Below are 21,716 nucleotides of genomic sequence, written 5' to 3'. Positions count from 1 at the left end.
CGTGAGGGCGTCCGGACTCATGCCGCGGGCGTGATCCGGCCCGTGACCTCGCCGAGTCCGACCCGCGTCCCGTGCGGACCGGGCGCCCAGGCGGACAGGGTCACCGTGTCGCCGTCCTCCAGGAACGTCCGCCTTCCCCCGGGCAGGTCCAGCGGATCGCGGCCGTTCCAGGTGAGCTCGAGCAGGGAGCCGCGCTCGCCGGGCTCCGCTCCGCTGACCGTGCCGGAGCCGTACAGGTCCCCCGTGCGCAGCGAGGCGCCGTTCACCGTCATCTGCGCCAGCTGCTGGGCCGCCGTCCAGTACATGGAGGAGAACGGCGGCTCGGACACCACCTGGCCGTTGATCGCGACGGAGATCCGGATGTCGAAGCCGCCGGGCTCCTCGTCGTCCGCGTCGTCCAGGTACGGGAGCAGCTCGACGTCCCGGGCGGGCGGCGCCGTACGGGCCGCGTCCATGGCCTCCAGCGGGGTCACCCACGCCGATACGGAGGTGGCGAAGGACTTGCCGAGGAACGGGCCGAGCGGCACGTACTCCCAGGCCTGGATGTCCCTGGCCGACCAGTCGTTGAGCAGGCACAGGCCGAAGACGTGCTCGCGGAAGTCGCCGAGCGCGACCGGGGAGCCCTGCCGCGACGGGACGCCGACGACGAAGCCGACCTCGGCCTCGATGTCCAGCTTCACCGAGGGTCCGAACACGGGGACCGGGTCGGTGGGCGCCTTGCGCTGCCCGGACGGGCGCACCACGTCCGTACCGGAGACGACGACCGTGCCCGCACGCCCGTGGTAACCGATGGGCAGGTGCTTCCAGTTGGGGGTGAGGGCCGCGCCGTCCGGCCGGAAGATCCTCCCGACGTTGGTGGCGTGGTGCTCACTGGCGTAGAAGTCGACGTAGTCCGCCACCTCGTACGGCAGGTGCAGCGCCACCGCGTCGACCGGGTGCAGCAGCGGCTCTATGTCAGGGCGGTGCGCCGGGACGGTCACCCACGCGGTGAGCGCGCGCCGCACGTCCCGCCATGCGGTCCGGCCCGCCGCCAGCAGCGGCATCAGGCTCGGCTGCGCCAGCAGTTGGGCGTACGGCGAACCGAGCGCGTGCGCGGCGGCTCCCGCGTCCAGCACATGGCCGCCGATGCGGACACCGACCCTGCGGTCCTCCGGGTGCTCGGGGGTGGAGAACACGCCGTACGGAAGGTGGTGCGGACCGAAGGGGTCTCCCTCGGCCAGATCGAGCGGGCTGCTCTGCTCGGGCATCTGTTGCTGCCTCGCTTTCCAGGTCGCTTGAGGGACACGTTACGTCGGCGGCGCCACCCCGCGGCAGTCGCCTCAAGCATGCGTAATGCCCGGAGGATTACGCCGTACTCCCTCGGCGCGGACCCGTCACCCGGCCGTTCGCGGGATCCTCTTCTCCCAGGTCCGGTGGAAGACGATCTCGTCGCCGTCCCTGCACACGACCTCGTCGGACGTGATGAAGTCGTCCGCGTCCGCACGCGTCTGTGACCGCGTCTCGATCCGCACGTCCCAGGACATCTCCGGCCGGTGCAGCCGGATCGCCCAGCTGGAGCGGGCCCGCGCCGACAGCGGGTCGTCCTCCTGGATCGTGTAGGTCTCCACGGCGTCCTCGGTGATCTCGAGCCCGTCCGGGTAGACCCGTGTGCCGCCGTGGCGCGGGTCGACCTCCAGGCGCCATTCGCCCGTGGCGACATCGCGGACCACCAGACGCTCCGGGCGCTGCTCGTCGAGCGTGACGGGGAAGACCACCCCGAGGGGTTCCGACTGCTCCGGTGCGCCGAAGGTGATCGCCGGGTCCTCCGTGTGCCGGCGCACCGGCAGTTCGACGAGGCTGCCGTCCGCGTCGAGCGTGAAGCCGTCCGAGCCGGCCTGCGGCCAGATCCAGGGCCAGTACGAGGACGAGACGGCGAGCCTGATCCGGTGGCCGGGCGGGAAGGTGTGCCCGATGCCGTTCAGTTCGAGGGTGACGTCCTCGGTCCCGCCGGCCGGCCAGTCCTCCGACCGGTCCCGGCCGTGCCGTGCCGACAGGTTCAGGACGCCCCGGGTCACCAGGGTCGAGGCGCCGTCCGGGGCCACGTCGCACAGGCGGGCGATCGCCTGGCCGCGCGGCACGTCCATCCGGATGCGGAGCTTCACCCGGGGCCTGCCGAGGATCTCGATGGGGGTGTCCGCGACGGGGAACTCGAAGCACACCGACTTGGCGTCCTCGTCGCGCTGGTCGGGAGGCAGGTCGGCGTCGTTGCCGAAGGGGCAGAAGCGGCCCGCGTCCAGTCCGGTCTGCTGCGGCGAGCGGACGATCTGCGGACCACCCTGGAGGGCGTACGCCACCGGCGTGACGTTCTCCGACGGCCACCGCGCGTCGCCGACCCAGCGCCCGGGGAGCGTCTCGTAGACCGTGGCGGGACGGTGCGAGCCGCTGATCCAGGACCGCAGCAGGGGCTCGTGCATCACCCCGGTGTCCTTGTTCCTGAGGTGCTGGTCCCACCAGCGCAGCGTCTCCTGGAGGAAGCCGATCGCGGGCCCCGGGGGCAGTTCCCGGTCCGGGTACTGGTGCGACCAGGGCCCGATCAGCCCGCGCACCCGCCCGGGGTCCAGGTGCTCGACGAGCCGCAGGACGGTGTCGCGGCAAGGGTCGTGCCAGCCGCCGACCGCCAGGACGTTCGCCTTGACGGCGCCGTAGTCCTCGCGGACGCTGCCGTGCTTCCAGTAGTCGTCACGGGTCTGGTGCGACAGCCATGTGTGGATGAGCGGGCCGACGGCCTCCAGCCGCTTCAGCCACATGTCCTTCCAGTCGTCGCCGACGTCCGCCGGATCCGGCGGACGGGAGACGAAGGCCAGCATGCCGGCGGCCCAGGCGTGCATGTCGACGGCGAGGACGGAGCCGCCCATGTAGTGGCCGCCGTTGTCGTAGCGGTCGTCGGCCGAGCAGACGGTGACGATCGCCTTCAGCGGCTCCGGGGCCAGGGCGGCGATCCGGAGCGAGTTGCATCCGCCCCACGAGATGCCGAACATGCCGACCCGGCCCGAGCACCACTCCTGCTGGGCGAGCCAGTGCACCACGGCGACCCCGTCCGCGACCTCCGTCGCGTCGCACGCGTCGCCCGGCATCCCCTCGCTGTTGCCGTGCCCGCGCACATCGACCCGCACGGAGGCGTAGCCGTGTCCCGCGTACCAGGGGTGGCGCTGCCAGTCACGCGGCGCCGTCCAGTCGCTCAGCCGGTACGGCAGGTACTCCAGCAGCGCGGGCACCGGTTCGTCGGTGACCGGCCGCCAGATCCGGGCGTACAGCTGAGTGCCGTCCGACAGGGGGATGTAGAGGTCCTCGTGGGTCGTCTCGTACGGGAATTCGGTACGGATCTGCATGGCGATACCTCAGTGGACGGGGTGCGTGGTGCGCTTGAGCCAGGGAGCGGCTGCGATGCCGGCCACACCGGCCCCCTCCGCGATCGCGCCACCGGCACCGAAGTCGGCGGGGCTGGAGACCTCGCCGTAGAGCAGGGACCACGGGGCCGCGCACCGGCGAAGCGGTCCGTGGTGAGCCGGCCGCCGGAGCCGTCACGCGAGGGCGGCCATGACGACACCGGCCGTGATCCGCGGCACCGCCCGGCGCATCGGGCGGGGCGCCGGGGCGTGGCCGGCCCCGTGCTTTCGCCCGGCCAGGTGACGGCCTGCCGGGGATCCGGCCGCCCGGCCGCGACGGAACCACGGGGCCGAGGGTGCCGTGGACGGCTGCCCGGGTCCCTGCCCATGCCGCCGTTCGCGACCGTGTCAGCGCGCGAGGGGCCCGGGACGGCCCGCCTCCCGAGGGAGGGGAACCGCTCCCGGACCTGCGGACCGGACAGGGGCGTCAGGCCCCGTGGCAGGCCGAGGAAGGCGTGGTCGTCACCGGGAGACGGGCCCGCCGACCCGGTGCCGGTCGTGGTTGGGGACAAAGCGGCAACTCCTGATCGTATGAGCTGATCCCGAACATACCGGCGGTGGCGGGAAGGCGCCCACGGTGATCCAAACGCGACCGGATACGCTGAGTTGAGTGAGGACAACGACACATCGACATTCCGTGTGATCGTCAGCAGACAGGAGATCCCCTCGTGACCGTCGTCGGGCCGTTCGGACTGCGCGTGCGGGACCAGGCGCTTGAGGCCGATGTCCAGGCCGGATTGGCCGCTGTCGAGGCGGGGCTGCTGGACGCCACGAAAAGCGAGGTCCCGTTCATCACGGAGGCCGCCCAGCACCTCGTCAGCGCGGGAGGCAAGCGATTCCGTCCGCTGCTGGTGATGCTGGCTTCCCAGTTCGGAGACCCCGACGCACCGGGAGTCGTCCCCGCGGCCGTGGTCGTCGAGCTGACGCACCTGGCCACGCTGTACCACGACGACGTGATGGACGAGGCGGACGTACGCCGCGGGGTCGACAGCGCGAACGTCCGCTGGGGCAACTCCGTCGCCGTCCTGACGGGTGACTTCCTCTTCGCCCGCGCCTCGCACATCCTGGCCGACCTGGGCCCCGATGCCGTGCGCATCCAGGCCGAGGCGTTCGAGCGACTGGTCACCGGCCAGATCCTGGAGACCGCGGGCCCGCGCGACGGCCGCGACCCGGTCGACCACTACATGGACGTGCTCGGCGGCAAGACCGGCTCGCTGGTCGCCGTGTCCGGGCGGTTCGGTGCCCTGATGGCCGGCGCCGACGATTCCGTCGTCGACATCCTCACCCAGTACGGGGAGCGGCTCGGCATCGCCTTCCAGCTCGCCGATGACGTGCTCGACATCGCCTCCGACTCCCACGAGTCCGGCAAGACGCCCGGCACCGACCTGCGTGAGGGCATCCCCACGCTGCCGGTGCTCCACCTCCGCGCGCAGGCCGAAGCCGGGGGCGACCCGGACGACCTGGAGCTCGTCGCACTCCTGGACGGCGACCTCGGCGACGACGACCGGCTCGCCGAGGCGCTGCGCAGGCTGCGTACCCACCCGGCGCTGGAGCAGGCGCGGCGGGACACCATCCGCTACGCGCAGGCGGCGCGGGCGACCCTGGCGCCGCTGCCCGAGTGCTACGCCAAGGCCGCACTCGAGGAACTGTGCGACGCCGTGGTGCACCGCGCGGGCTGACGCCCGTGCGCCGCCGCCCCTGCCGGACGGCGGCCTCCCGTCGACGCCCTCCCCCTACTGGATGGCTGACCCCCCGCCCCTCCGTGTCATACCGGAGGGGTAGGCGCAGTTGCTCCCGCGGGCTGACGCCTGAAGCGTTCTTGTTTGGTCAGATGGAGAACAACCACTCCTGACCCCATCGGGTGAGAACGGCGGCAGGGAGTGGACGAGTGCACGGGATGGCAGCCGCCGACCACGGAGGTAGGGCACACATGGCACCGAACGACAGCGCAGAGACCACCGGCGAGGCCACGGGCACCGTCATGGTCCGTCGCAAGGCGGCGCGGTACATCGTCCCCGTCGCGGTGGCGGGGGTGGCAGCGGCGACGATCGGACTCGTCCCGGCGCTCGCCGACTCCGGCGACCCCCAGCTGCCGAAGATCACGGCGCAGGAACTCATCGAGAGGATCGCCGCATCGGACGAGCAGCAGCTCTCCGGCACGGTGAAGATCAGCACCGACCTCGGCATCCCGTCCTTCGGCGGGCTCACGGACTCCTTCGTGCCGGGCGCCGGGCCGGGCGACAGCACGTCGAGCGCCGCTCCCGACGCCAAGCTGATGGAGCTCGCCTCCGGCACGCACACGCTCCGCGTGGCGGCCGACGGCCCCGACAGGCAGCGCCTGTCGATCCTCGGCGAAGGCTCCGAGTACAGCCTGATCCACAACGGGGACGAGGTCTGGGCGTACGACAGCGCGAGCAACGAGGTCTACCACGCGCCCTCGGGCCAGGCCGGGCCGGAGGGTGGGAAGAACAAGGAGCGCACGGCGCCCGAGGGCGTGCCGACCACGCCGAAGGAGCTGGCCGAGGAAGCCCTCGCCGCGGCGGGCGACACCACGTCCGTCACGGTCGACGGCACGGCGCAGGTGGCCGGACGCGACGCGTACCAGCTGCTGATCAAGCCCAGGCAGTCCGGTTCCACGATCGGCTCGATCCGGGTCGCGGTGGACGCGGAGAACGGCGTACCGCTGAAGTTCACCCTGTCCCCGAGCAGCGGTGGCAAGGCGGCGATCGACGCGGGGTTCACCAAGGTCGACTTCTCGAAGCCCGACACGTCCTCCTTCTCCTTCACCCCGCCCAAGGGTGCGAAGGTGACCGAGGCCGACGAGCTGAAGGCCGAGGCGAAGAAGGACGGCGCCGCGGACAAGGCACACAAGGACCTGTCCGCGCTGGAGGACTTCCAGGGGCTCAACGTCATCGGTGAGGGCTGGAGCGCGGTCGCCGAGATCGACCTCCCGGGCGGCGCGGGGCTCCCCGCGGCGGGTTCCGGCGATGTGCCCGCCGAGGCGCAGCAGTTCCTGGACGCCCTCGGCGACAAGGTGACCGGCGACTTCGGCTCGGGCACGGTCTTCAAGACCCGCCTGGTCAACGCGCTGATGACGGACGACGGCAAGGTCTACATCGGCGCGGTCACCAAGGACGCGCTGGTGAAGGCCGCCGACACCGCCAAGTAGTACACGCCGCACGGCCCCGCCCCGCCGTACCCTCCGTACGGCGGGGCGGGGCGTATGCGGCGGGGAGAGGACGAGTGCCCATGACGGACACGGTGACCGGGACGCCGGCGGCGGGATCCGGCGAGGAGCCGGGCGCGGCCGTGATCGAGACCCGCGGCCTCACCAAGCGTTACCGTGGCGGCCAGTTGGCCGTCGACGGGCTCGACCTGCGGGTCCCCGGCGGCAGCGTCTTCGGCTTTCTCGGCCCCAACGGCTCGGGCAAGACCACCACCATCCGGATGCTCCTGGGCCTCATCGACCCGACCGCCGGTACCGCGCGCGTCCTCGGCAGCCCCATGCCCGGCGCCGCCCGCACGGTCCTCCCGCACGTCGGCGCGCTGATCGAAGGCCCTGCCCCCTACGGGTTCCTGACCGGCCGCGACAACCTGGTGCGCTACGACTCCGCCGACGCCGCGGCCGATCCGCGCACCCGCCGCGCACGCGTCGACAGCGCCCTGGAGCGGGTCGGGCTCGCCGCCGCGGCCGGCAGGAAGGCCAAGGCGTACTCGCTCGGCATGAAGCAGAGACTCGGCCTCGCCGCCGCGCTGCTCCAGCCGCGCAGACTGCTCGTCCTGGACGAGCCGACCAACGGCCTCGACCCGCAGGGCATGCGCGAGATCCGCTCCCTGATCCGGGAGCTGGCGGCCGGGGGGACGACCGTGTTCCTCTCCTCCCACCTGCTCGACGAGATCGAACAGGTCTGCACCCACGCCGCGGTGATGGCGCGCGGCAGGCTCCTCACCCAGGGCCCGGTCGCCGGCCTCGCGGCGGGGACCCGCGGCCGGCTCACCGTCACCACGCCCGACCCGGGCGCCGCCGCCCGCGTCCTCGGGGAGCACGGGGCGACCGGTCTCCTGACCGACGGGGACCGGGTGAGCGCCGACGCGCCGCCCGGCGAGGTGGAGCTCGCCGACCTCAACGCGGCCCTGGTGCGCGGCGGTGTCCGCGTACGTGCCTTCGGCATCGAACGGGCCTCACTGGAGGACGCCTTCGTCGCACTCACCGGAGAGGGATTCGATGTCGCAGGCTGAATCCGTCGCGGCGGCAGCGCCCCGCGCCCCGCGCCGTGTGTGGTGGACGCTCGGGATCCTCCGTTCCGAACTGACCACCACGCTCCGCCGGGGGCGCACCCTGGCCCTGCTGGGGGTGCTGGCCGCCGTGCCCGTACTCGTCGGGATCGCCGTACGGATCGAGACGGGCGACGGCTCACCGGCCGGCGGGGGAGGCGGCCCCGCGTTCCTCTCCCAGATCACCGACAACGGCCTCTTCCTGGTCTTCGCCGCACTCTCGGCGACGCTTCCCGTCCTCCTCCCGATGGCGGTCGGTGTCGTCGCGGGCGACTCCGTCGCCGGCGAGGCGAGCGGCGGCACCCTGCGCTACCTGCTGGTGGCCCCGGCGGGCCGCACCCGGCTCCTGCTCGCGAAGTACGCGTCCGTGCTGGTGTTCTGCCTGGTGGCGACGCTGGTCGTGGCGGTGTCGGCGCTCGCGGTGGGGGCGCTGCTCTTCCCCGTCGGCGAGGTCACCACGATCTCGGGGACCCGGATCGGTTTCGGGGAGGGGCTCCTGCGCGCCGGACTGATCGCGGTGGTGGTGGCGGCGTCCCTGACCGGGTTCGCGGCGCTGGGACTGTTCGTCTCGACGCTCACCGACAGCGGGATCGCGGCGATGGCAGCCACCGTCGGCGTGCTGATCAGCGTGCAGATCCTGGACACGATGCCGCAGCCGGCAGGGATCCACCCGTATCTCTTCCCGCACTACTGGCTGTCCTTCACGGACCTGCTGCGCGACCCGGTCCACTGGGACGAGATGGTCAGGAACCTCGGTCTGCAGGCGGTGTACGCGACGGTGTTCGGCTCGGCGGCCTGGGCGCGGTTCACGGCGAAGGACATCACGGTCTGAGGCCCGCGGCGGGTCCGGCGGGGGCCGTCCGCGCCGTCGGCCGGTCGAGCCGTCCCCCGATCGGCTCGTCGCGGCACGTACGGCACGAACGGTGCACTTCACGGAACGTCACGACACGGTACGTTCCGTTTCTGCCTGGTCAATGTTCGACTTCTGGCGACGGGCTGTCAACAAGCCGCGGCCGGATTCCCCCTATGCTCACCGAATGATCACATCGCCGAGTTCCCTGCGCCGCAGCGAGCGATCACGGCGGGCGACGCTGGACGCCGCCCTGGAGTTGTGCACGGAGAAGGGGTACGGCCGGGTCACCGTCGAGGCCATCGCGGCGCGCGCGGGCGTCAGCAAGAAGACGATCTACCGCTGGTGGCCGTCAAAAGGGGCGGTGCTGCTGGAGGCCTTCACGGAGGCGCTCGTCGGTGCCACGCCGTTCGTCGACACCGGTGACATCGCGGCAGACCTGCGGACCCACATCAACGGCGCGGTGCGGCTGATGTCCACGGCGCCCTACGGCCCCGCCTACGCCGGGATCCTCTCCGAGATGCACCACGACGACGACCTCGCGGCCGCCGTCAGGGACCAGTTGGTCGGCCCGCGTGTCGAGGATGCGGTGGCGCGGCTGCGCAGCGCCCAGGAGCAGGGGCAGATTCCGGCCGCCGCCGATCTCCCCCTGGCGGTGGAGATGCTCTACGGGCCCGTCTACTACCGCCACGTGCTGGGCAAGCCTGCCCAGGACGAGGCGACGGTCGCCTCGCTGGTGGACCACGTCCTGCGCTCGTTGGACCCCGGGGCCGGAGGGCCGCCGGCCACCGGTGGCGCCGTCAGCTGAAGAAGGTCTTGGCCCGGGACACCGCCGCGGTGTCGGACAGGACGTCACCGGGCTTGCTGCCGTTGCCCAGCAGCACCCCTCCCCACCGCATCCCCAGATACCGCGCGGAGATCCGCAGCGTCCCCGCGAGGGGCTCGGCCATGGCCGGATCGCTGTCCGCGAGAGCGGTGACCCCCCAGAGGGTCTTCCCGGCCATCCGCTGCCCGAAGTCGAGGCCGGGCGTCTCCAGCCAGCCCGACCAGTGGTCCAGGTAGCGCTTGGTGGAGCTGGACACCGCGTACCAGTACAGCGGTGAGGCGATGACGATGTCGGTCGCGCCGAGCGTCGCCTCCAGCAGGGTCGCGGCGGGCGCGGTGGGGGCCGGGTGTCCGCCTTCCGTGTGCCGCAGGTCCTCGAAGTCGGGCAGCGGGAGATCTCGCAGGTGCAGCCACCGCTGCCCCGACCGGGCCGGGAGCTGCTCGGCGGCGAGCCGGGCGAGCGTCTCGGTGTTGCCGTCGGCGCGGCTGCTGCCGAGCAGGAAGAGGAAGCTGCGCGTGGCCATGAGGTGATCTCCCCGATTGTCTGCGTGCGACTGTAACCTGCGTCCGCATTATATGCAGGTGCATACAGTTGGCGGTGGGGATTTCAGCCGAACAGCCGCTCCAGCACCACCGCGACACCGTCGTCCTGGTTCGACAGCGTGACCTCGTCCGCCGCCGCCCGCAGCTCGGCGTGGGCGTTGGCCATCGCCACCCGGTGGCCCGAACGCCGGAACATCGGCAGGTCGTTGGGCATGTCGCCGAACGCCACCGTGTCCGCCGGATCGCAGCCGAGCAGCTCGGCGGCCAGGGCCAGTCCGGTGCCCTTGTCCACACCGTGCGGCGCCAGCTCGACCGTGCCCGGGCCCGCCATCGTGACGCTGGCCAGCTCGCCCACGGCCGCGCGCGCCGCGGCGGCCAGCTCGTCGTCGGTCAGCTCCGGGTGGCGCACCAGGACCTTGATGATCGGCGCCGCCCACAACTCCTCGCGGCGGCCGGTCCGTCGGGCGGGGAGCGAGGGGTGCGGCATCCGGTAGCCCGGCTCGATCAGGGTCCGGCCCCCGGCGCCGTCCTGGTCCACCGCCGCGAACACCTGGCCGACCTCCGCCTCGATCTTGCCGAGCGCGGCGTCGGCCAGCTCGCGGTCGAGCGTCACGGAGCTCAGCATGCGGGCCGACCCGGCGTCGTACACCTGGGTGCCCTGACCGCAGACCACGGGACCTGCGTAGTCCAGGTCCGCGAGCAGCGCCCGTATGCCGGGCACCGCCCGCCCCGTGACGATCAGATGCCGCGCGCCGGCCGCTGCGGCGTGGGCGAGGGCCGCACGGGAGCGGGGGCTCACGGTGTCGTCGGAACGCAGCAGGGTCCCGTCGAGATCCGTGGCGACGAGGGAATATGCGGGTGGCGTCGGCATGGGGCAAGCCTAGGGAGATCGGCTTCCGGCCGTACACCGCTGACCTGCGCGGACGGTCAGCTCCGTCACTGGACGCAGAATTCGTTGCCCTCCGGGTCCAGGAGGACCTGCCACGACCCGCCCGGCTCCTCCACGGTACGCAGCACGCCCGCCCCCAGGGCCACCAGCCGGGCCACCTCCGAGTCGCGTTGTCCGGGGGCCGTGTGCACGTCCAGGTGGAGGCGGTTCTTGACCGTCTTCGGCTCCGGCACGCGCTGGAAGAGCAGGCGCCGCCCGAGGCCGGCCCCGCTCTTCTCCTCGAACGGATCGTCCGGATGCCGCACCGCCGCGAGATCACGCCAGGCGCGGCGCCCATGGGATTCGACCGTGACGGACTCGGGCGCGGCCCCGACGGCGAGCAGCTCCTCGATCAGGACGCTGTGGTCCTCGACCAGGTAGCCGAGGGCCTCGGCCCAGAAGTCGGCCTGGGCGTGCGGGTCGGTGGCGTCGATGACGAGCTTCCAGTGCAGGGTCATGGAAGCCGTTCTTAGTGGTTGCGGGACGTCAATGGCAACGGGCGCGCCGCAATCGGGGCTGATTCTCCGTACGTGGCAGGGCCGCCGTACCGCTTCGCTCGGGATGCCCGGGATGCCCGCCGCCTGGAGCCGCTGCACACCGGTGATCCGGGCGGGGTGCGCCGGCCCCCGTGAGCCCGGCCCGGCGGAGCCGGAGGCCTAGTCCGGCGGGCAGGTCGCGCAGGTGTGGGCGTCGAGGACGGCCAGCAGCTCCTGGGCGGACCGCCGCACCGCCGGGTCGCCGTCCCCGGCCAGCCGCACGGCCGTGGCCCGGCCCGCCAGGACCGCCTGGTGGGCGCCCCGCGTCCACTCCGGGTGGTGCGCGTGCCCGTGGGCGAGGATCGTCCGCAGCAGGTCGAGCACCCCGACGCGGTCCTTCACCGTCTCCACGGCGGCGAGCTCCCACAGGAACGGCACCGTGGCGACCGTCGAGTCGAACACCGCCATGGCGCCGATCCACTGCCCCAGATCACTCAGCGCGTCCTCGGCGGACTCGCTGTCGCCCCAGGCGATCCGGGACAGCATCCCGGGGACCTGGGACGCGGAACCATGGGCATGGCGCAGCTCATGCCACTGAACGTGCCTCATGTCCCCCAGAACCGTCCCCATCCGGGGCACTCAATCAGCCTTTGCGTGCGCCGTCCACCATGCATGCCACACCCATCCGGTCCGCCGGCCGCGCCCGGTCCGGCCCGGCCGGATACCCCAGCACCGCAGGGGTGTCGTCCGCCCCGGCGACCAGCCCCACGTGGTTGTCGGGACGGATCACGACCACGGTGTCCGCGCCCCCGGTCAGGGGGCCGAGGTCTGCTCCGTAGCCGTCGCGTCGGGGCCCGGTGCCGTCGTCGCGTCCTGGCCGGCCGTCGTGGCCGGTGCCGGAGCGGAACCCGTACTCACCGGGGCGCCGGCCTCCGCCGCCAGCACCGCGAGGCGCAGTGCCTGGGCCCGCGTCTGCCGCGCCTTCCGCAGCGCGTCCCAGGTCAGCATCATCAGTGCTACCCAGACCAGGGCGAAGCCGGCCCATCGCTCGGGCGGCATGGCCTCGTCGAAGTACAGGATGCCGAGCGCGAACTGGAAGACCGGCGCCAGGTACTGCAACAGGCCCAGCACGGACAGCGGGACCCGGATCGCCGCCGCGCCGAAGCAGACGAGCGGGATCGCGGTGACCAGGCCCGTCGAGGCGAGCAGGGCCCCGTGCCCCGCACCTCCGGCCAGGAACGTCGCGTCGCCGCGCGCCCCGAGCCACAGCAGGAAGCCCAGCGCGGGCACGAACAGGACGGCGGTCTCGGCGGCCAGGGACTCCAGGCCGCCCATGTTGACCTTCTTCTTCAGCAGGCCGTACGTCGCGAACGAGAACGCCAGCACCAGCGAGATCCACGGCGGCTGCCCGTACCCGATCGCCAGCACGAGCACCGCGGCGAAACCGGTCGCCACCGCGGTCCACTGCGCGGGCCGCAGCCGCTCACCGAGCAGCAGGACGCCCATCGCGATGGTGACCAGCGGATTGATGAAGTAGCCGAGCGACGACTCGACCACGCGGCCGTTGTTGACGGCCCAGATGTAGAGCCCCCAGTTGACCGATATGACGGCCGCGGCGAGCGCGATCAGGCCGAGCTTCCTGGGTTGCCCGGCCAGCTCGCGTATCCAGGCCCAGCGGCGCAGGAACAGCAGGGCGATCCCGACGACGCCCAGCGACCAGACCATCCGGTGCGCGAGGATCTCCACCGCTCCGGACGGCTTCAGCAGCGGCCAGAACAGGGGCACCAGACCCCACATCCCGTACGCGCCGATTCCGTACAGCAGGCCGGCCCGCTGCTCGTTCTTCCCCTTCACGGGCCCTCCCGGTACTCCTGCGCCGGCGATCGGCCGACCGCACGACGGTAGCGCCGGAAAGGCCTCCTGTCATAGCCGTCTCACGGGAACGGTCGTGACAAGATCAGTTCCGCTTCACGCCGAGGCCACCGCGGCGGCCACCGTCTCGGCCAGCGGTGTCGTCGGCCGGCCGGCCAGGCGGGCCAGGTCGCCGCTCGTGCCCGCCAGCAGCCCGCGCCTGATCGCCTCGTCGACGTCGACGAGGATCGCGGCGAAGCCTTCGGGCACGCCGGCGCCGACGAGGATCTCCTGGTGCGCGGCGGCCGGCACGTCGGTGTACGTGATCTCCCTGCCGGTCGCGGCGGAGACCGCGGCGGCGTACTCGGCCAGCGACCAGGCGACGTCCCCGCTCAGCTCGTACGCCGCGCCGAGGTGGCCCTCGCCGGTCAGCACGGCGGCAGTGGCGGCGGCGTAGTCGGCCCGGGTGGCGGAGGCGACGCGCCCGTCGCCCGCGTTCGCGACGACGGTCCCGTGCTCCAGGACGGGGGCCAGGTTCGCCGTGTAGTTCTCGGTGTACCAGCCGTTGCGCAGGAAGGTGTACGGCAGCCCGGAGTCGAGGATCAGCTGCTCGGTCACCCGGTGCTCGGCGGCCAGCTGGAAGTCCGCGTCCGGACCGCCCAGCACACCCGTGTACGCGAGCTGGGCGACGCCCGCGGCCCTGGCCGCGTCGATCACGGCCGAGTGCTGCGGCACCCGCCTGCCGACCTCGCTGCCGGAGATCAGCAGCACGCGGTCACCGGCCCGGAAGGCCTCGGCGAGGGTCTGGGGGCGGTCGTAGTCGGCGACGCGGATCTCGACGCCCCGGGCGGCGAGGCCCGCGGCCTTCTCCCTGTCGCGGACGACCGCGGCGATCCGGTCCGCCGGGACCGTGGCGAGAAGCTGCTCGACGACGAGACGGCCGAGCTCGCCGGTGGCTCCGGTGACAACGATGCTCATGATTTCTCCCTCTGGGTGCGCTGATCCTCGTACGGACTCTCGCCACTCACTCTAGAGAGGGCACTAACCAAACGAAAGTACCCACTTTGAAGTAAGGTACTGGCATGAGCGTAAGTGCCGGGCGGACTCCGAGCGTGAACCAGCCGATGTGCCCCTCACGGCTGGTGCTGGAACACGTCACCAGCCGGTGGGGCGTCCTCGTGCTGGCCGCGCTGCTGGAGCGCTCGTACCGCTTCAGCGAGCTGCGCCGCACGGTCGGCGGGGTCAGCGAGAAGATGCTGGCGCAGACCCTGCAGACCCTGGAGCGCGACGGCTTCGTGCACCGGGACGCGAAGCCCGTGATCCCGCCCCGGGTGGACTACTCGCTCACCTCGCTCGGCAAGGAGGCCGCCGACCAGGTCTGGGGGCTGGCCCGCTGGACCGAGCGGCGCGTGGACGCCGTACAGGCGGCGCGCGAGGCGTACGACGAGGCCCGGAGCTGACCGCTCGGTCGGCTCCGGGCCTCCGCGGACGTGCTCCCGGCCTCCGCGGGCCGGGTGGCGGCCGGTCAGCCGACCACGGTCCAGGTGTCGTTGCCGGCGAGGAGGGTGCTCAGGTCGCCCTTGCCGTGCTGCTCGATGGCGGTGTCGAGCTGGTCGGACATCAGGGTGTCGTAGACAGGGCGCTCCACACTGCGCAGGACCCCGATGGGGGTGTGGTGCAGCGTGTCGGGGTCGGCCAGGCGGGACAGGGCGAAGGCCGTGGTGGGGCTCGGGTTGTGGGCGTCGTGGACGAGGATCCGGGACTGGTTCTCCTCGGTCACCGCGACGACGTTCAGGTCACCCGTGACCGGGTCGCGGACGACACCCTTGGACCCCTGTGCCCCGAAGCGGATGGGCTGGCCGTGTTCGAGGCGGATGACCGCCTCCTCGGCCTTCTCCTTGTCCTTGAGGGCGTCGAAGGCGCCGTCGTTGAAGATGTTGCAGTTCTGGTAGATCTCCACCAGCGCGGTGCCGGGGTGGTCGGCGGCGGCGCGCAGCACCCCGGTGAGGTGCTTGCGGTCGGAGTCCACGGTGCGGGCCACGAAGGACGCCTCGGCGCCCAGGGCCAGGGAGACCGGGTTGAAGGGGGCGTCGAGCGAACCCATCGGCGTCGACTTGGTGATCTTCCCGAGCTCCGAGGTGGGGCTGTACTGGCCCTTCGTCAGGCCGTAGATCCTGTTGTTGAAGAGGAGGATCTTGAGGTTGACGTTGCGGCGCAGGGCGTGGATCAGGTGGTTGCCGCCGATGGACAGGGCGTCGCCGTCCCCGGTGACGACCCACACGCTCAGGTCGCGGCGGGAGGTGGCCAGCCCGGTCGCGATGGAGGGCGCGCGCCCGTGGATGGAGTGCATCCCGTACGTGTTCATGTAGTACGGGAAGCGGGAGGAGCAGCCGATGCCGGAGACGAACGCGATGTTCTCCTTGGCCAGCCCGAGCTCGGGCATGAAGCCCTGCACCGCCGCGAGGACCGCGTAGTCACCGCAGCCCGGGCACCAGCGCACCTCCTGGTCGGACTTGAAGTCCTTCATGGACTGCTTGCCCTCGGCCTTGGGGACCAGGTGGAGGAGTTCGTTGGTGTCAGGCATCGAGGGCCTCCTTGAGGGCTGTGGCGAGCTGCTCGGCCTTGAAGGGCATTCCGTTGACCTGGTTGTAGCTCTGCACGTCGACGAGGTACTTGGCCCTCAGCAGGGTGGCCAGCTGTCCGAGGTTCATCTCCGGGACGACGACCCTGTCGTACCTCCCCAGCACCTCGCCCAGGTTCTTCGGGAACGGATTGAGATGGCGCAGGTGGGCCTGCGCGATCGTCTCGCCGGACGCCCGCAGCCGCCGGACCGCGGCGGTGATCGGCCCGTACGTCGAACCCCAGCCCAGGACGAGCGTCCGCGCGCCGGCCGGGTCGTCGACCTCGATGTCGGGGACCACGACGCCGTCGATCTTGGCCTGGCGGGTGCGGACCATGAAGTCGTGGTTGGCCGGGTCGTAGGAGATGTTCCCCGTGCCGTCCTGCTTCTCGATCCCCCCGATCCGGTGCTCCAGGCCGGGAGTGCCCGGTACGGCCCAGGGGCGGGCCAGGGTTTCCGGGTCGCGCTTGTAGGGCCAGAACACCTCGGTGCCGTCGGCGAGTTCGTGGTTCGGGCCGGTCGCGAACTGCGTCCGCAGGTCGGGCAGGCTGTCGGCCTCCGGGATCCGCCACGGCTCCGAACCGTTCGCCAGATACCCGTCCGACAGCAGGAACACCGGGGTCCGGTACGTCAGCGCGATACGGGCCGCGTCCAGGGCCGCGTCGAAACAGTCCGCCGGCGTCCTCGGCGCGACGATCGGAACCGGCGCCTCGCCGTTGCGGCCGAACATGGCCTGGAGCAGATCGGCCTGCTCGGTCTTGGTGGGCAGACCCGTGGAGGGGCCGCCCCGCTGGATGTCGATGATCAGCAGCGGCAGCTCCAGGGAGACGGCGAGGCCGATCGTCTCCGACTTCAGCGCCACCCCCGGGCCCGAGGTCGTCGTCACCGCGAGGGAACCGCCGAACGCGGCGCCCAGCGCGGCCCCGATCCCCGCGATCTCGTCCTCCGCCTGGAACGTCCGCACACCGAAGTTCTTGTGACGGGACAGCTCATGCAGGATGTCGGAGGCCGGAGTGATCGGATACGAGCCCAGATAGAGCGGGAGATCCGCCTGCCGGCCGGCCGCGATCAGCCCGTACGACAACGCGAGATTCCCGGAGATATTGCGGTACGTACCCGTGGGGAACGCCTGCGACGCAGGGGCGACTTCGTAGGAGACCGCGAAGTCCTCCGTCGTCTCCCCGAAGTTCCAGCCCGCCCGGAACGCCGCCACATTCGCCTCGGCGATGACCGGTTTCTTCGCGAACTTGGACCGGAGGAACTTCTCCGTACCCTCGGTCGGCCGGTTGTACATCCACGACAACAGCCCGAGCGCGAACATATTCTTCGACCGCTCGGCCTCCTTGCGGGAAAGACCGAACTCTTTCAATGCCTCGATCGTCAACGTCGTCAACGGCACGGGATGCACGTTGTAGGCCTCGAGGGACCCGTCCTCCAGCGGCGACGTCTCATATCCGACTTTCGCCATCGGGCGCTTCGTGAACTCGTCGGTGTTCACGATGATGTCGGCCCCGCGCGGAACGTCCGCGATATTCGCCTTCAGCGCGGCGGGATTCATCGCGACCAGCACGTTCGGCGCGTCGCCCGGTGTCAGGATGTCGTGGTCCGCGAAATGCAGCTGGAACGACGACACGCCCGGCAGGGTCCCGGCAGGCGCCCGGATCTCGGCCGGGAAGTTCGGCAGGGTCGACAGGTCGTTCCCGAACGACGCCGTCTCCGACGTGAACCGGTCACCCGTCAGCTGCATCCCGTCGCCGGAGTCACCCGCGAAACGGATGATCACCCGGTCCAGACGGCGGATTTCCTTCTCAGTGGCACCCGTTCGATCGGACAGGGGGGCGCGTTGCTCCCCGACGACAGCCTCGCTGGGCTCGTCGGTCTTTCCGGCTGGGCTACTGACCTGGCTCGTCACTGAACTGGACCTCCCTCGGGGCGGCGGCTCGGGACCGGCCGACCCGCCGGCGGTCCAGGCCCCACCCTACTTCTGTAAGGGTCGCCTTCCTTGGACCGATCATATGGTGGACGCGTTTTCGAGACGCCGTTTCGTCACGCTCTGCCATGATCACGGACCCCCCAAGCCGTCGGACGGACGCCCTCGGTGCTCATCCTTTCGTCGTAGGCCTGGGTTTTCGCTGCACTGCCGCTAGATCATCCGACTTTCAGGAGTTCAGATAGGTGAGAACCGCCAGAACGCGCCGGTGATCCCCGTCACTGGGGGAAAGCCCCAGTTTCAGGAAGATGTTGCTGACGTGCTTTTCCACCGCTCCGTCGCTGACCACCAGCTGTTTGGCCACCGCGGAATTGGTGCGCCCCTCCGCCATCAGACCTAGGACCTCCCGCTCGCGGGGCGTGAGCCGTGTCAGCACGTCCTGCTTGCGGCTCCGTCCCAGCAACTGCGCCACGACCTCGGGGTCCAGCGCCGTCCCGCCCCGCGCGACCCGCACGACGGCGTCCACGAACTCCCTGACCTCGGCGACCCGGTCCTTGAGCAGGTAGCCCACGCCCCGGCTGCTGCCCGCCAGCAGTTCGGTGGCGTACTGCTCCTCGACGTACTGCGAGAGCACCAGCACCCCGATGTCCGGATAGTCCTTGCGCAGCCGCACCGCGGCCCGCACGCCTTCGTCGGTGTGGGTCGGCGGCATCCGCACATCGGCGACCACCACGTCGGGCAGCGCGTCCTGTGCGGCGAGATCGCTCACCGTCCTGAGCAACGCCTCGGCGTCCCCCACCCCCGCCACGACATCGTGCCCGAGGTCGGTCAGCAACCGGGTGAGTCCCTCCCGGAGCAGTACCGAATCCTCGGCGATGACGACCCGCACCCTGTCCTCCACGACGCTGTTGTCCCCCACTGTCGGTGTTGCTCCCTGTACGCCGCTGCACGCGCCGCCCCTACGGCGTCCAGCATCCCAGCATCCGTCCCCGGACGGGCCGTACCGAGGCCTTTCGTCCGGTGCGCCCGCGCGTGGGCCGGCGGTTCCGCGCGGCCCGCGCACGCGGGCGGCAGCGCCCCGGACGCCGTGATGGCGTCCGGGGCGCTGCCGCCGCCGGCCCGGGCTGTGCGGAGCCGCGCTCAGCCCCGCCAGGGCAGCTCGGCCGTGACCGTCGTCGGACCGCCCGCGGGGGAGTCGACGACGAGGACGCCGTCCACCGCGTCCAGGCGTTCGGTGAGCCCGGCCAGGCCACTGCCCGACGAGATGTCCGCCCCGCCGTGTCCGTCGTCGGTGACCTGGATGAGCAGCCGGTCGGTGGTGCGTCGTACGTCGACGGTGGCGTGGGTGGCCCGGGCGTGTTTGCTGACGTTCTGGAGGAGTTCCGAGACGGTGAAGTAGGCGATGCCTTCGATGGCTTGGGCGGGTCGTGAGGTCAGGTCCACCGAGACGTTGACGGGGACGGTGCAGCGGGAGGCGATGGCGGAGAGTGCGGCGTCGAGTCCTCGGTCGGTGAGGACGGCGGGGTGGATGCCTCGGGCGAGGCCGCGGAGTTCCTGGAGGGCGACCTTGACCTCTCCGTGGGCTTCGTCGACCATGCGGGCCGCGGCTTCGGGGTCGTCGGTGAGTTTTTCCTTCGCCAGGCCCAGGTCCATGGCGAGGGCGACGAGGCGGGCCTGGGCGCCGTCGTGCAGGTCGCGTTCGATGCGGCGCAGGTCGGCGGCGGCCGTGTCCACCACCACACCCCGGTCCGACTCCAGCTCCGAGACCCGGGTCGCCAGCCGTGAGGGGCCCAGCAGACCGGCGACCATCAGCCGGTCGACGGACGCCAGACCACGGATGATCCACGGCGTCACGAGGACGATCGCCAGGCCGGCACCGCTGGTCACCGCCAGCTCGAAGGGGGTGTCGAGGTAGACCTCGTGCGTGCGGTCCCCGTACAGCTGGATGCCGCCGGTCCCCGCGTACGCCGGGAAGACCCAGTGCCACAGCGGGTAGGTGAACGTCGCCCATCCGTAGGACCAGAACGTCAGCGCGACCGTGAAGGCGAGCACGGCCCACGGGAAGTGCAGCAGCGCGTACAGCAGATGCCGCCAGGACGCCCCGCTCCTCAGCACCGCGCCGACCCAGGACATCAGGCCGCCCGTCCTCCCGCGCAACGGCTCCGGGTCCGGCACGTCGAGCTTCAGCAGTCCGCGTGCACGGCCCCGCTCCAACGCGCCGAATCCTCGGCACATGACGAGCCCGGCGGCGAGTACCGGAATGCCCAGGAAGGTGATGAGCATGCCCAGCCCCAGCGAGGTCATGACGACCGCGCAGCTGAACAGCACCACGCTGATCGGGAGACTCAGAAGGAGGTAGCCCAGCTCGCGCCAGGTGCGCGCCTCGAGCGGCGCCCGCAGCGCCGCCGGGAAGAAGTGCTTCGTCCGCGGTGCCCGTGGGTGGTCGCCCGGTCCGGCACCGGTCCTGTGGTGGTCCCGCGTCTCCGGTCCGTATGCCGTGGCCATGAGTGGCGTCCGTCCGTTTCTTCCGAGCGGGAACTCCCCCGCGGGCCTGTACACCTGCCGATACCTCAAGACTGCTGTGCCGGGCGGCGCCGCACCATGAGGGCGGTCTCCGTATCCGGCCGGGGGTTTTCCCCACCCCGGGCGTGGGGGCGCGGTCAGACCTCCGCCGAGGTGTCCGCGCCGTCCCGCCAGGGCAGTTCCGCGGTGACCGTGGTGGGCCCGCCCTCCGGGGAGTCCAGCACGAACAGACCGTCGACCGCCCCCAGGCGCTCCGCCAGCCCCGCCATGCCCGTACCGCCGTCCAGTCGCGCCCCGCCGTGTCCGTCGTCGGTGACCTGGATGAGCAGCCGGTCGGTGGTGCGTCGTACGTCGACGGTGGCGTGGGTGGCCCGGGCGTGTTTGCTGACGTTCTGGAGGAGTTCCGAGACGGTGAAGTAGGCGATGCCTTCGATGGCTTGGGCGGGTCGTGAGGTCAGGTCCACCGAGACGTTGACGGGGACGGTGCAGCGGGAGGCGATGGCGGAGAGTGCGGCGTCGAGTCCTCGGTCGGTGAGGACGGCGGGGTGGATGCCTCGGGCGAGGTCGCGGAGTTCCTGGAGGGCGACCTTGACCTCTCCGTGGGCTTCGTCGACCATGCGGGCTGCGGCTTCGGGGTCGTCGGTGAGTTTTTCCTTCGCCAGGCCCAGGTCCATGGCGAGGGCGACGAGGCGGGCCTGGGCGCCGTCGTGCAGGTCGCGTTCGATGCGGCGCAGGTCGGCGGCGGCCGTGTCCACCACCACACCCCGGTCCGACTCCAGCTCGGCGATCCTGCGTTCCAGTTCGTCCGAGGGCGACAGCAGCCCGCGGGCCATCGCCCGGTCCGCGTTCGTCAGCCCCCGCGCGATGAAGGGGAGCACCGGCCAGAGCACGAACAGGCTCACCAGCGTCACGGCGAACGTCGCCACGCCCCACGGCAGCCGCATGAACGAATACAGCAACGACCGCCAGGCCACCGGGTCCTTCAGCGCCGACCACAGCCAGGCGAAGAAGCCCGTGTCCCGGTGGCTGCGCGCCATCTGACTCGGTTCGTCGATCCGTACCCCGAGCAATCCCCGCGCCCTGCCCCGCTCGGCCCGGCCGAAGCCGCGTGCCCCCTGCAGCCCGAGGGCGAACAGCGGCAGTCCGATCACGGTGACGGAGAGTCCCACGCCCACACCGATCAGGAACACGGCGTAGACGAACCCGGCGATCGCCATCGGAAGGTTGGCCAGGAGATACGCGACCTCCTTCCACGTCCACCGGTCGAGAGCGAAGCGCGCGGGCGGTGGAAGGTCGTGGTCCGGCATGGCGGGGCTCATGGTCATACGGCAAGCCTGCCGGGCCGGGGGCGCCCACGCCATGGGGTTCGTGGGTGGGGGCGAAGTAGGGATAACCCCACCAGTTGTGCGACGCGGCTGCTTACCCTCCCTTTAGCAGGGCCTAGACTCCCGTGCGTACAGACCGTCGGAC

Annotated in this window: 20 protein-coding genes; 6 read left to right on the top strand and 14 right to left on the bottom strand. The window is 71.5% G+C overall.

Annotated features, from left to right (window positions below):
- Positions 1-17: 17 nt before the first annotated feature.
- Both fahA and AB0F38_RS11350 read right to left on the bottom strand, forming a co-directional pair.
- Positions 18-1,247: a fumarylacetoacetase gene (gene fahA / locus AB0F38_RS11355; RefSeq protein ID WP_361890182.1), complete on the bottom strand. Its 1,230-nt coding sequence runs from the start codon at positions 1,245-1,247 to the stop codon at positions 18-20.
- 126 nt (positions 1,248-1,373) lie between these two features.
- Positions 1,374-3,368, bottom strand: a complete 1,995-nt coding sequence (locus AB0F38_RS11350) for a CocE/NonD family hydrolase (protein WP_361890179.1) — start codon at positions 3,366-3,368, stop codon at positions 1,374-1,376.
- Between the two features lie 725 nt (positions 3,369-4,093).
- Here AB0F38_RS11350 and AB0F38_RS11345 point away from each other — a divergent pair.
- The 5 genes from AB0F38_RS11345 (at position 4,094) to AB0F38_RS11325 (ending at position 9,358) form a co-directional block, all read left to right on the top strand.
- A complete protein-coding gene (locus AB0F38_RS11345) occupies positions 4,094-5,104 on the top strand; it encodes a polyprenyl synthetase family protein (RefSeq protein WP_361890176.1) in 1,011 nt (336 codons plus the stop codon).
- Between the two features lie 251 nt (positions 5,105-5,355).
- A complete protein-coding gene (locus tag AB0F38_RS11340) occupies positions 5,356-6,594 on the top strand; it encodes a DUF2092 domain-containing protein (protein WP_361890173.1) in 1,239 nt (412 codons plus the stop codon).
- An 80-nt stretch (positions 6,595-6,674) separates the two neighbouring features.
- Positions 6,675-7,664: an ABC transporter ATP-binding protein gene (locus AB0F38_RS11335; protein WP_361890170.1), complete on the top strand. Its 990-nt coding sequence runs from the start codon at positions 6,675-6,677 to the stop codon at positions 7,662-7,664.
- Positions 7,651-8,532 carry an ABC transporter permease gene (locus AB0F38_RS11330; RefSeq protein WP_361890167.1) on the top strand — a complete coding sequence of 294 codons (882 nt, stop codon included), beginning with the start codon at positions 7,651-7,653 and terminating at the stop codon, positions 8,530-8,532. The genes AB0F38_RS11335 and AB0F38_RS11330 overlap by 14 nt, the downstream gene beginning before the upstream one ends.
- Positions 8,533-8,737: 205 nt before the next feature.
- Entirely contained in the window at positions 8,738-9,358 is a 621-nt protein-coding gene (locus AB0F38_RS11325) for a TetR/AcrR family transcriptional regulator (RefSeq protein ID WP_361890164.1), read from the top strand.
- Here AB0F38_RS11325 and AB0F38_RS11320 read toward each other — a convergent pair.
- The 7 genes from AB0F38_RS11320 to AB0F38_RS11290 all read right to left on the bottom strand — a co-directional run bounded on the left by AB0F38_RS11320 (position 9,351) and on the right by AB0F38_RS11290 (position 14,151).
- On the bottom strand, positions 9,351-9,899 hold the full coding sequence (locus AB0F38_RS11320) for an NAD(P)H-dependent oxidoreductase (RefSeq protein WP_361890161.1): 549 nt from the start codon (positions 9,897-9,899) through the stop codon (positions 9,351-9,353). The two genes, AB0F38_RS11325 and AB0F38_RS11320, sit on opposite strands and share 8 nt — an antisense overlap.
- Positions 9,900-9,982: 83 nt before the next feature.
- A complete protein-coding gene (locus AB0F38_RS11315) occupies positions 9,983-10,789 on the bottom strand; it encodes an HAD family hydrolase (RefSeq protein WP_361890158.1) in 807 nt (268 codons plus the stop codon).
- A gap of 65 nt (positions 10,790-10,854) precedes the next feature.
- Positions 10,855-11,304 carry a VOC family protein gene (locus AB0F38_RS11310; protein WP_361890155.1) on the bottom strand — a complete coding sequence of 150 codons (450 nt, stop codon included), beginning with the start codon at positions 11,302-11,304 and terminating at the stop codon, positions 10,855-10,857.
- A 198-nt stretch (positions 11,305-11,502) separates the two neighbouring features.
- Positions 11,503-11,952 carry a hypothetical protein gene (locus AB0F38_RS11305; RefSeq protein ID WP_361890152.1) on the bottom strand — a complete coding sequence of 150 codons (450 nt, stop codon included), beginning with the start codon at positions 11,950-11,952 and terminating at the stop codon, positions 11,503-11,505.
- Between the two features lie 13 nt (positions 11,953-11,965).
- Positions 11,966-12,112: a hypothetical protein gene (locus tag AB0F38_RS11300; protein WP_361890149.1), complete on the bottom strand. Its 147-nt coding sequence runs from the start codon at positions 12,110-12,112 to the stop codon at positions 11,966-11,968.
- Positions 12,113-12,135: 23 nt separating this feature from the next.
- Positions 12,136-13,176: an EamA family transporter RarD gene (gene rarD / locus AB0F38_RS11295; protein ID WP_361890146.1), complete on the bottom strand. Its 1,041-nt coding sequence runs from the start codon at positions 13,174-13,176 to the stop codon at positions 12,136-12,138.
- Between the two features lie 114 nt (positions 13,177-13,290).
- Positions 13,291-14,151 carry an SDR family oxidoreductase gene (locus AB0F38_RS11290; RefSeq protein ID WP_361890143.1) on the bottom strand — a complete coding sequence of 287 codons (861 nt, stop codon included), beginning with the start codon at positions 14,149-14,151 and terminating at the stop codon, positions 13,291-13,293.
- Between the two features lie 104 nt (positions 14,152-14,255).
- Here AB0F38_RS11290 and AB0F38_RS11285 point away from each other — a divergent pair, with 104 nt between their 5' ends.
- Positions 14,256-14,633: a helix-turn-helix domain-containing protein gene (locus tag AB0F38_RS11285; RefSeq protein WP_361890141.1), complete on the top strand. Its 378-nt coding sequence runs from the start codon at positions 14,256-14,258 to the stop codon at positions 14,631-14,633.
- 65 nt (positions 14,634-14,698) lie between these two features.
- On the opposite strand, the gene AB0F38_RS11280 is transcribed toward AB0F38_RS11285, so the two are convergent.
- The 5 genes from AB0F38_RS11280 to AB0F38_RS11260 all read right to left on the bottom strand — a co-directional run bounded on the left by AB0F38_RS11280 (position 14,699) and on the right by AB0F38_RS11260 (position 21,571).
- Positions 14,699-15,757, bottom strand: a complete 1,059-nt coding sequence (locus AB0F38_RS11280; RefSeq protein ID WP_361890138.1) for a 2-oxoacid:ferredoxin oxidoreductase subunit beta — start codon at positions 15,755-15,757, stop codon at positions 14,699-14,701.
- Positions 15,750-17,705, bottom strand: coding sequence for a 2-oxoacid:acceptor oxidoreductase subunit alpha (locus AB0F38_RS11275; protein WP_361890135.1), 1,956 nt, complete (start codon positions 17,703-17,705; stop codon positions 15,750-15,752). The genes AB0F38_RS11280 and AB0F38_RS11275 overlap by 8 nt, the downstream gene beginning before the upstream one ends.
- A gap of 247 nt (positions 17,706-17,952) precedes the next feature.
- Positions 17,953-18,612 carry a response regulator transcription factor gene (locus AB0F38_RS11270; protein WP_361890681.1) on the bottom strand — a complete coding sequence of 220 codons (660 nt, stop codon included), beginning with the start codon at positions 18,610-18,612 and terminating at the stop codon, positions 17,953-17,955.
- A 251-nt stretch (positions 18,613-18,863) separates the two neighbouring features.
- The gene (locus AB0F38_RS11265; RefSeq protein ID WP_361890132.1) at positions 18,864-20,228 is read right to left on the bottom strand and encodes a sensor domain-containing protein; all 1,365 of its coding nucleotides are present in this window, start codon (positions 20,226-20,228) and stop codon (positions 18,864-18,866) included.
- A gap of 155 nt (positions 20,229-20,383) precedes the next feature.
- Positions 20,384-21,571 (bottom strand): sensor domain-containing protein, encoded by a 1,188-nt coding sequence (locus AB0F38_RS11260; RefSeq protein ID WP_361890129.1) that lies wholly within the window; start codon positions 21,569-21,571, stop codon positions 20,384-20,386.
- Positions 21,572-21,716: the final 145 nt, after the last annotated feature.

Source organism: Streptomyces sp. NPDC025273, from assembly GCF_040638585.1.
Classification (GTDB): Bacteria; Actinomycetota; Actinomycetes; order Streptomycetales; family Streptomycetaceae; genus Streptomyces; species Streptomyces cinereorectus.
The sequence above is the reverse complement of the archived record's forward strand: the minus strand, read 5'-3'. Positions and strand labels throughout refer to the sequence as shown.

Bases quoted from the DNA above. Each gene is read 5' to 3' on its own strand.
- fahA (WP_361890182.1), bottom strand. From the start codon at position 1,247: ATGCCCGAGCAGAGCAGCCCGCTCGATCTGGCCGAGGGAGACCCCTTC.
- AB0F38_RS11350 (WP_361890179.1), bottom strand. From the start codon at position 3,368: ATGCAGATCCGTACCGAATTCCCGTACGAGACGACCCACGAGGACCTC.
- AB0F38_RS11340 (WP_361890173.1), top strand. From the start codon at position 5,356: ATGGCACCGAACGACAGCGCAGAGACCACCGGCGAGGCCACGGGCACC.
- AB0F38_RS11335 (WP_361890170.1), top strand. From the start codon at position 6,675: ATGACGGACACGGTGACCGGGACGCCGGCGGCGGGATCCGGCGAGGAG.
- AB0F38_RS11330 (WP_361890167.1), top strand. From the start codon at position 7,651: ATGTCGCAGGCTGAATCCGTCGCGGCGGCAGCGCCCCGCGCCCCGCGC.
- AB0F38_RS11325 (WP_361890164.1), top strand. From the start codon at position 8,738: ATGATCACATCGCCGAGTTCCCTGCGCCGCAGCGAGCGATCACGGCGG.
- AB0F38_RS11320 (WP_361890161.1), bottom strand. From the start codon at position 9,899: ATGGCCACGCGCAGCTTCCTCTTCCTGCTCGGCAGCAGCCGCGCCGAC.
- AB0F38_RS11315 (WP_361890158.1), bottom strand. From the start codon at position 10,789: ATGCCGACGCCACCCGCATATTCCCTCGTCGCCACGGATCTCGACGGG.
- AB0F38_RS11310 (WP_361890155.1), bottom strand. From the start codon at position 11,304: ATGACCCTGCACTGGAAGCTCGTCATCGACGCCACCGACCCGCACGCC.
- AB0F38_RS11305 (WP_361890152.1), bottom strand. From the start codon at position 11,952: ATGGGGACGGTTCTGGGGGACATGAGGCACGTTCAGTGGCATGAGCTG.
- AB0F38_RS11290 (WP_361890143.1), bottom strand. From the start codon at position 14,151: ATGAGCATCGTTGTCACCGGAGCCACCGGCGAGCTCGGCCGTCTCGTC.
- AB0F38_RS11285 (WP_361890141.1), top strand. From the start codon at position 14,256: ATGAGCGTAAGTGCCGGGCGGACTCCGAGCGTGAACCAGCCGATGTGC.
- AB0F38_RS11280 (WP_361890138.1), bottom strand. From the start codon at position 15,757: ATGCCTGACACCAACGAACTCCTCCACCTGGTCCCCAAGGCCGAGGGC.
- AB0F38_RS11265 (WP_361890132.1), bottom strand. From the start codon at position 20,228: ATGGCCACGGCATACGGACCGGAGACGCGGGACCACCACAGGACCGGT.
- AB0F38_RS11260 (WP_361890129.1), bottom strand. From the start codon at position 21,571: ATGACCATGAGCCCCGCCATGCCGGACCACGACCTTCCACCGCCCGCG.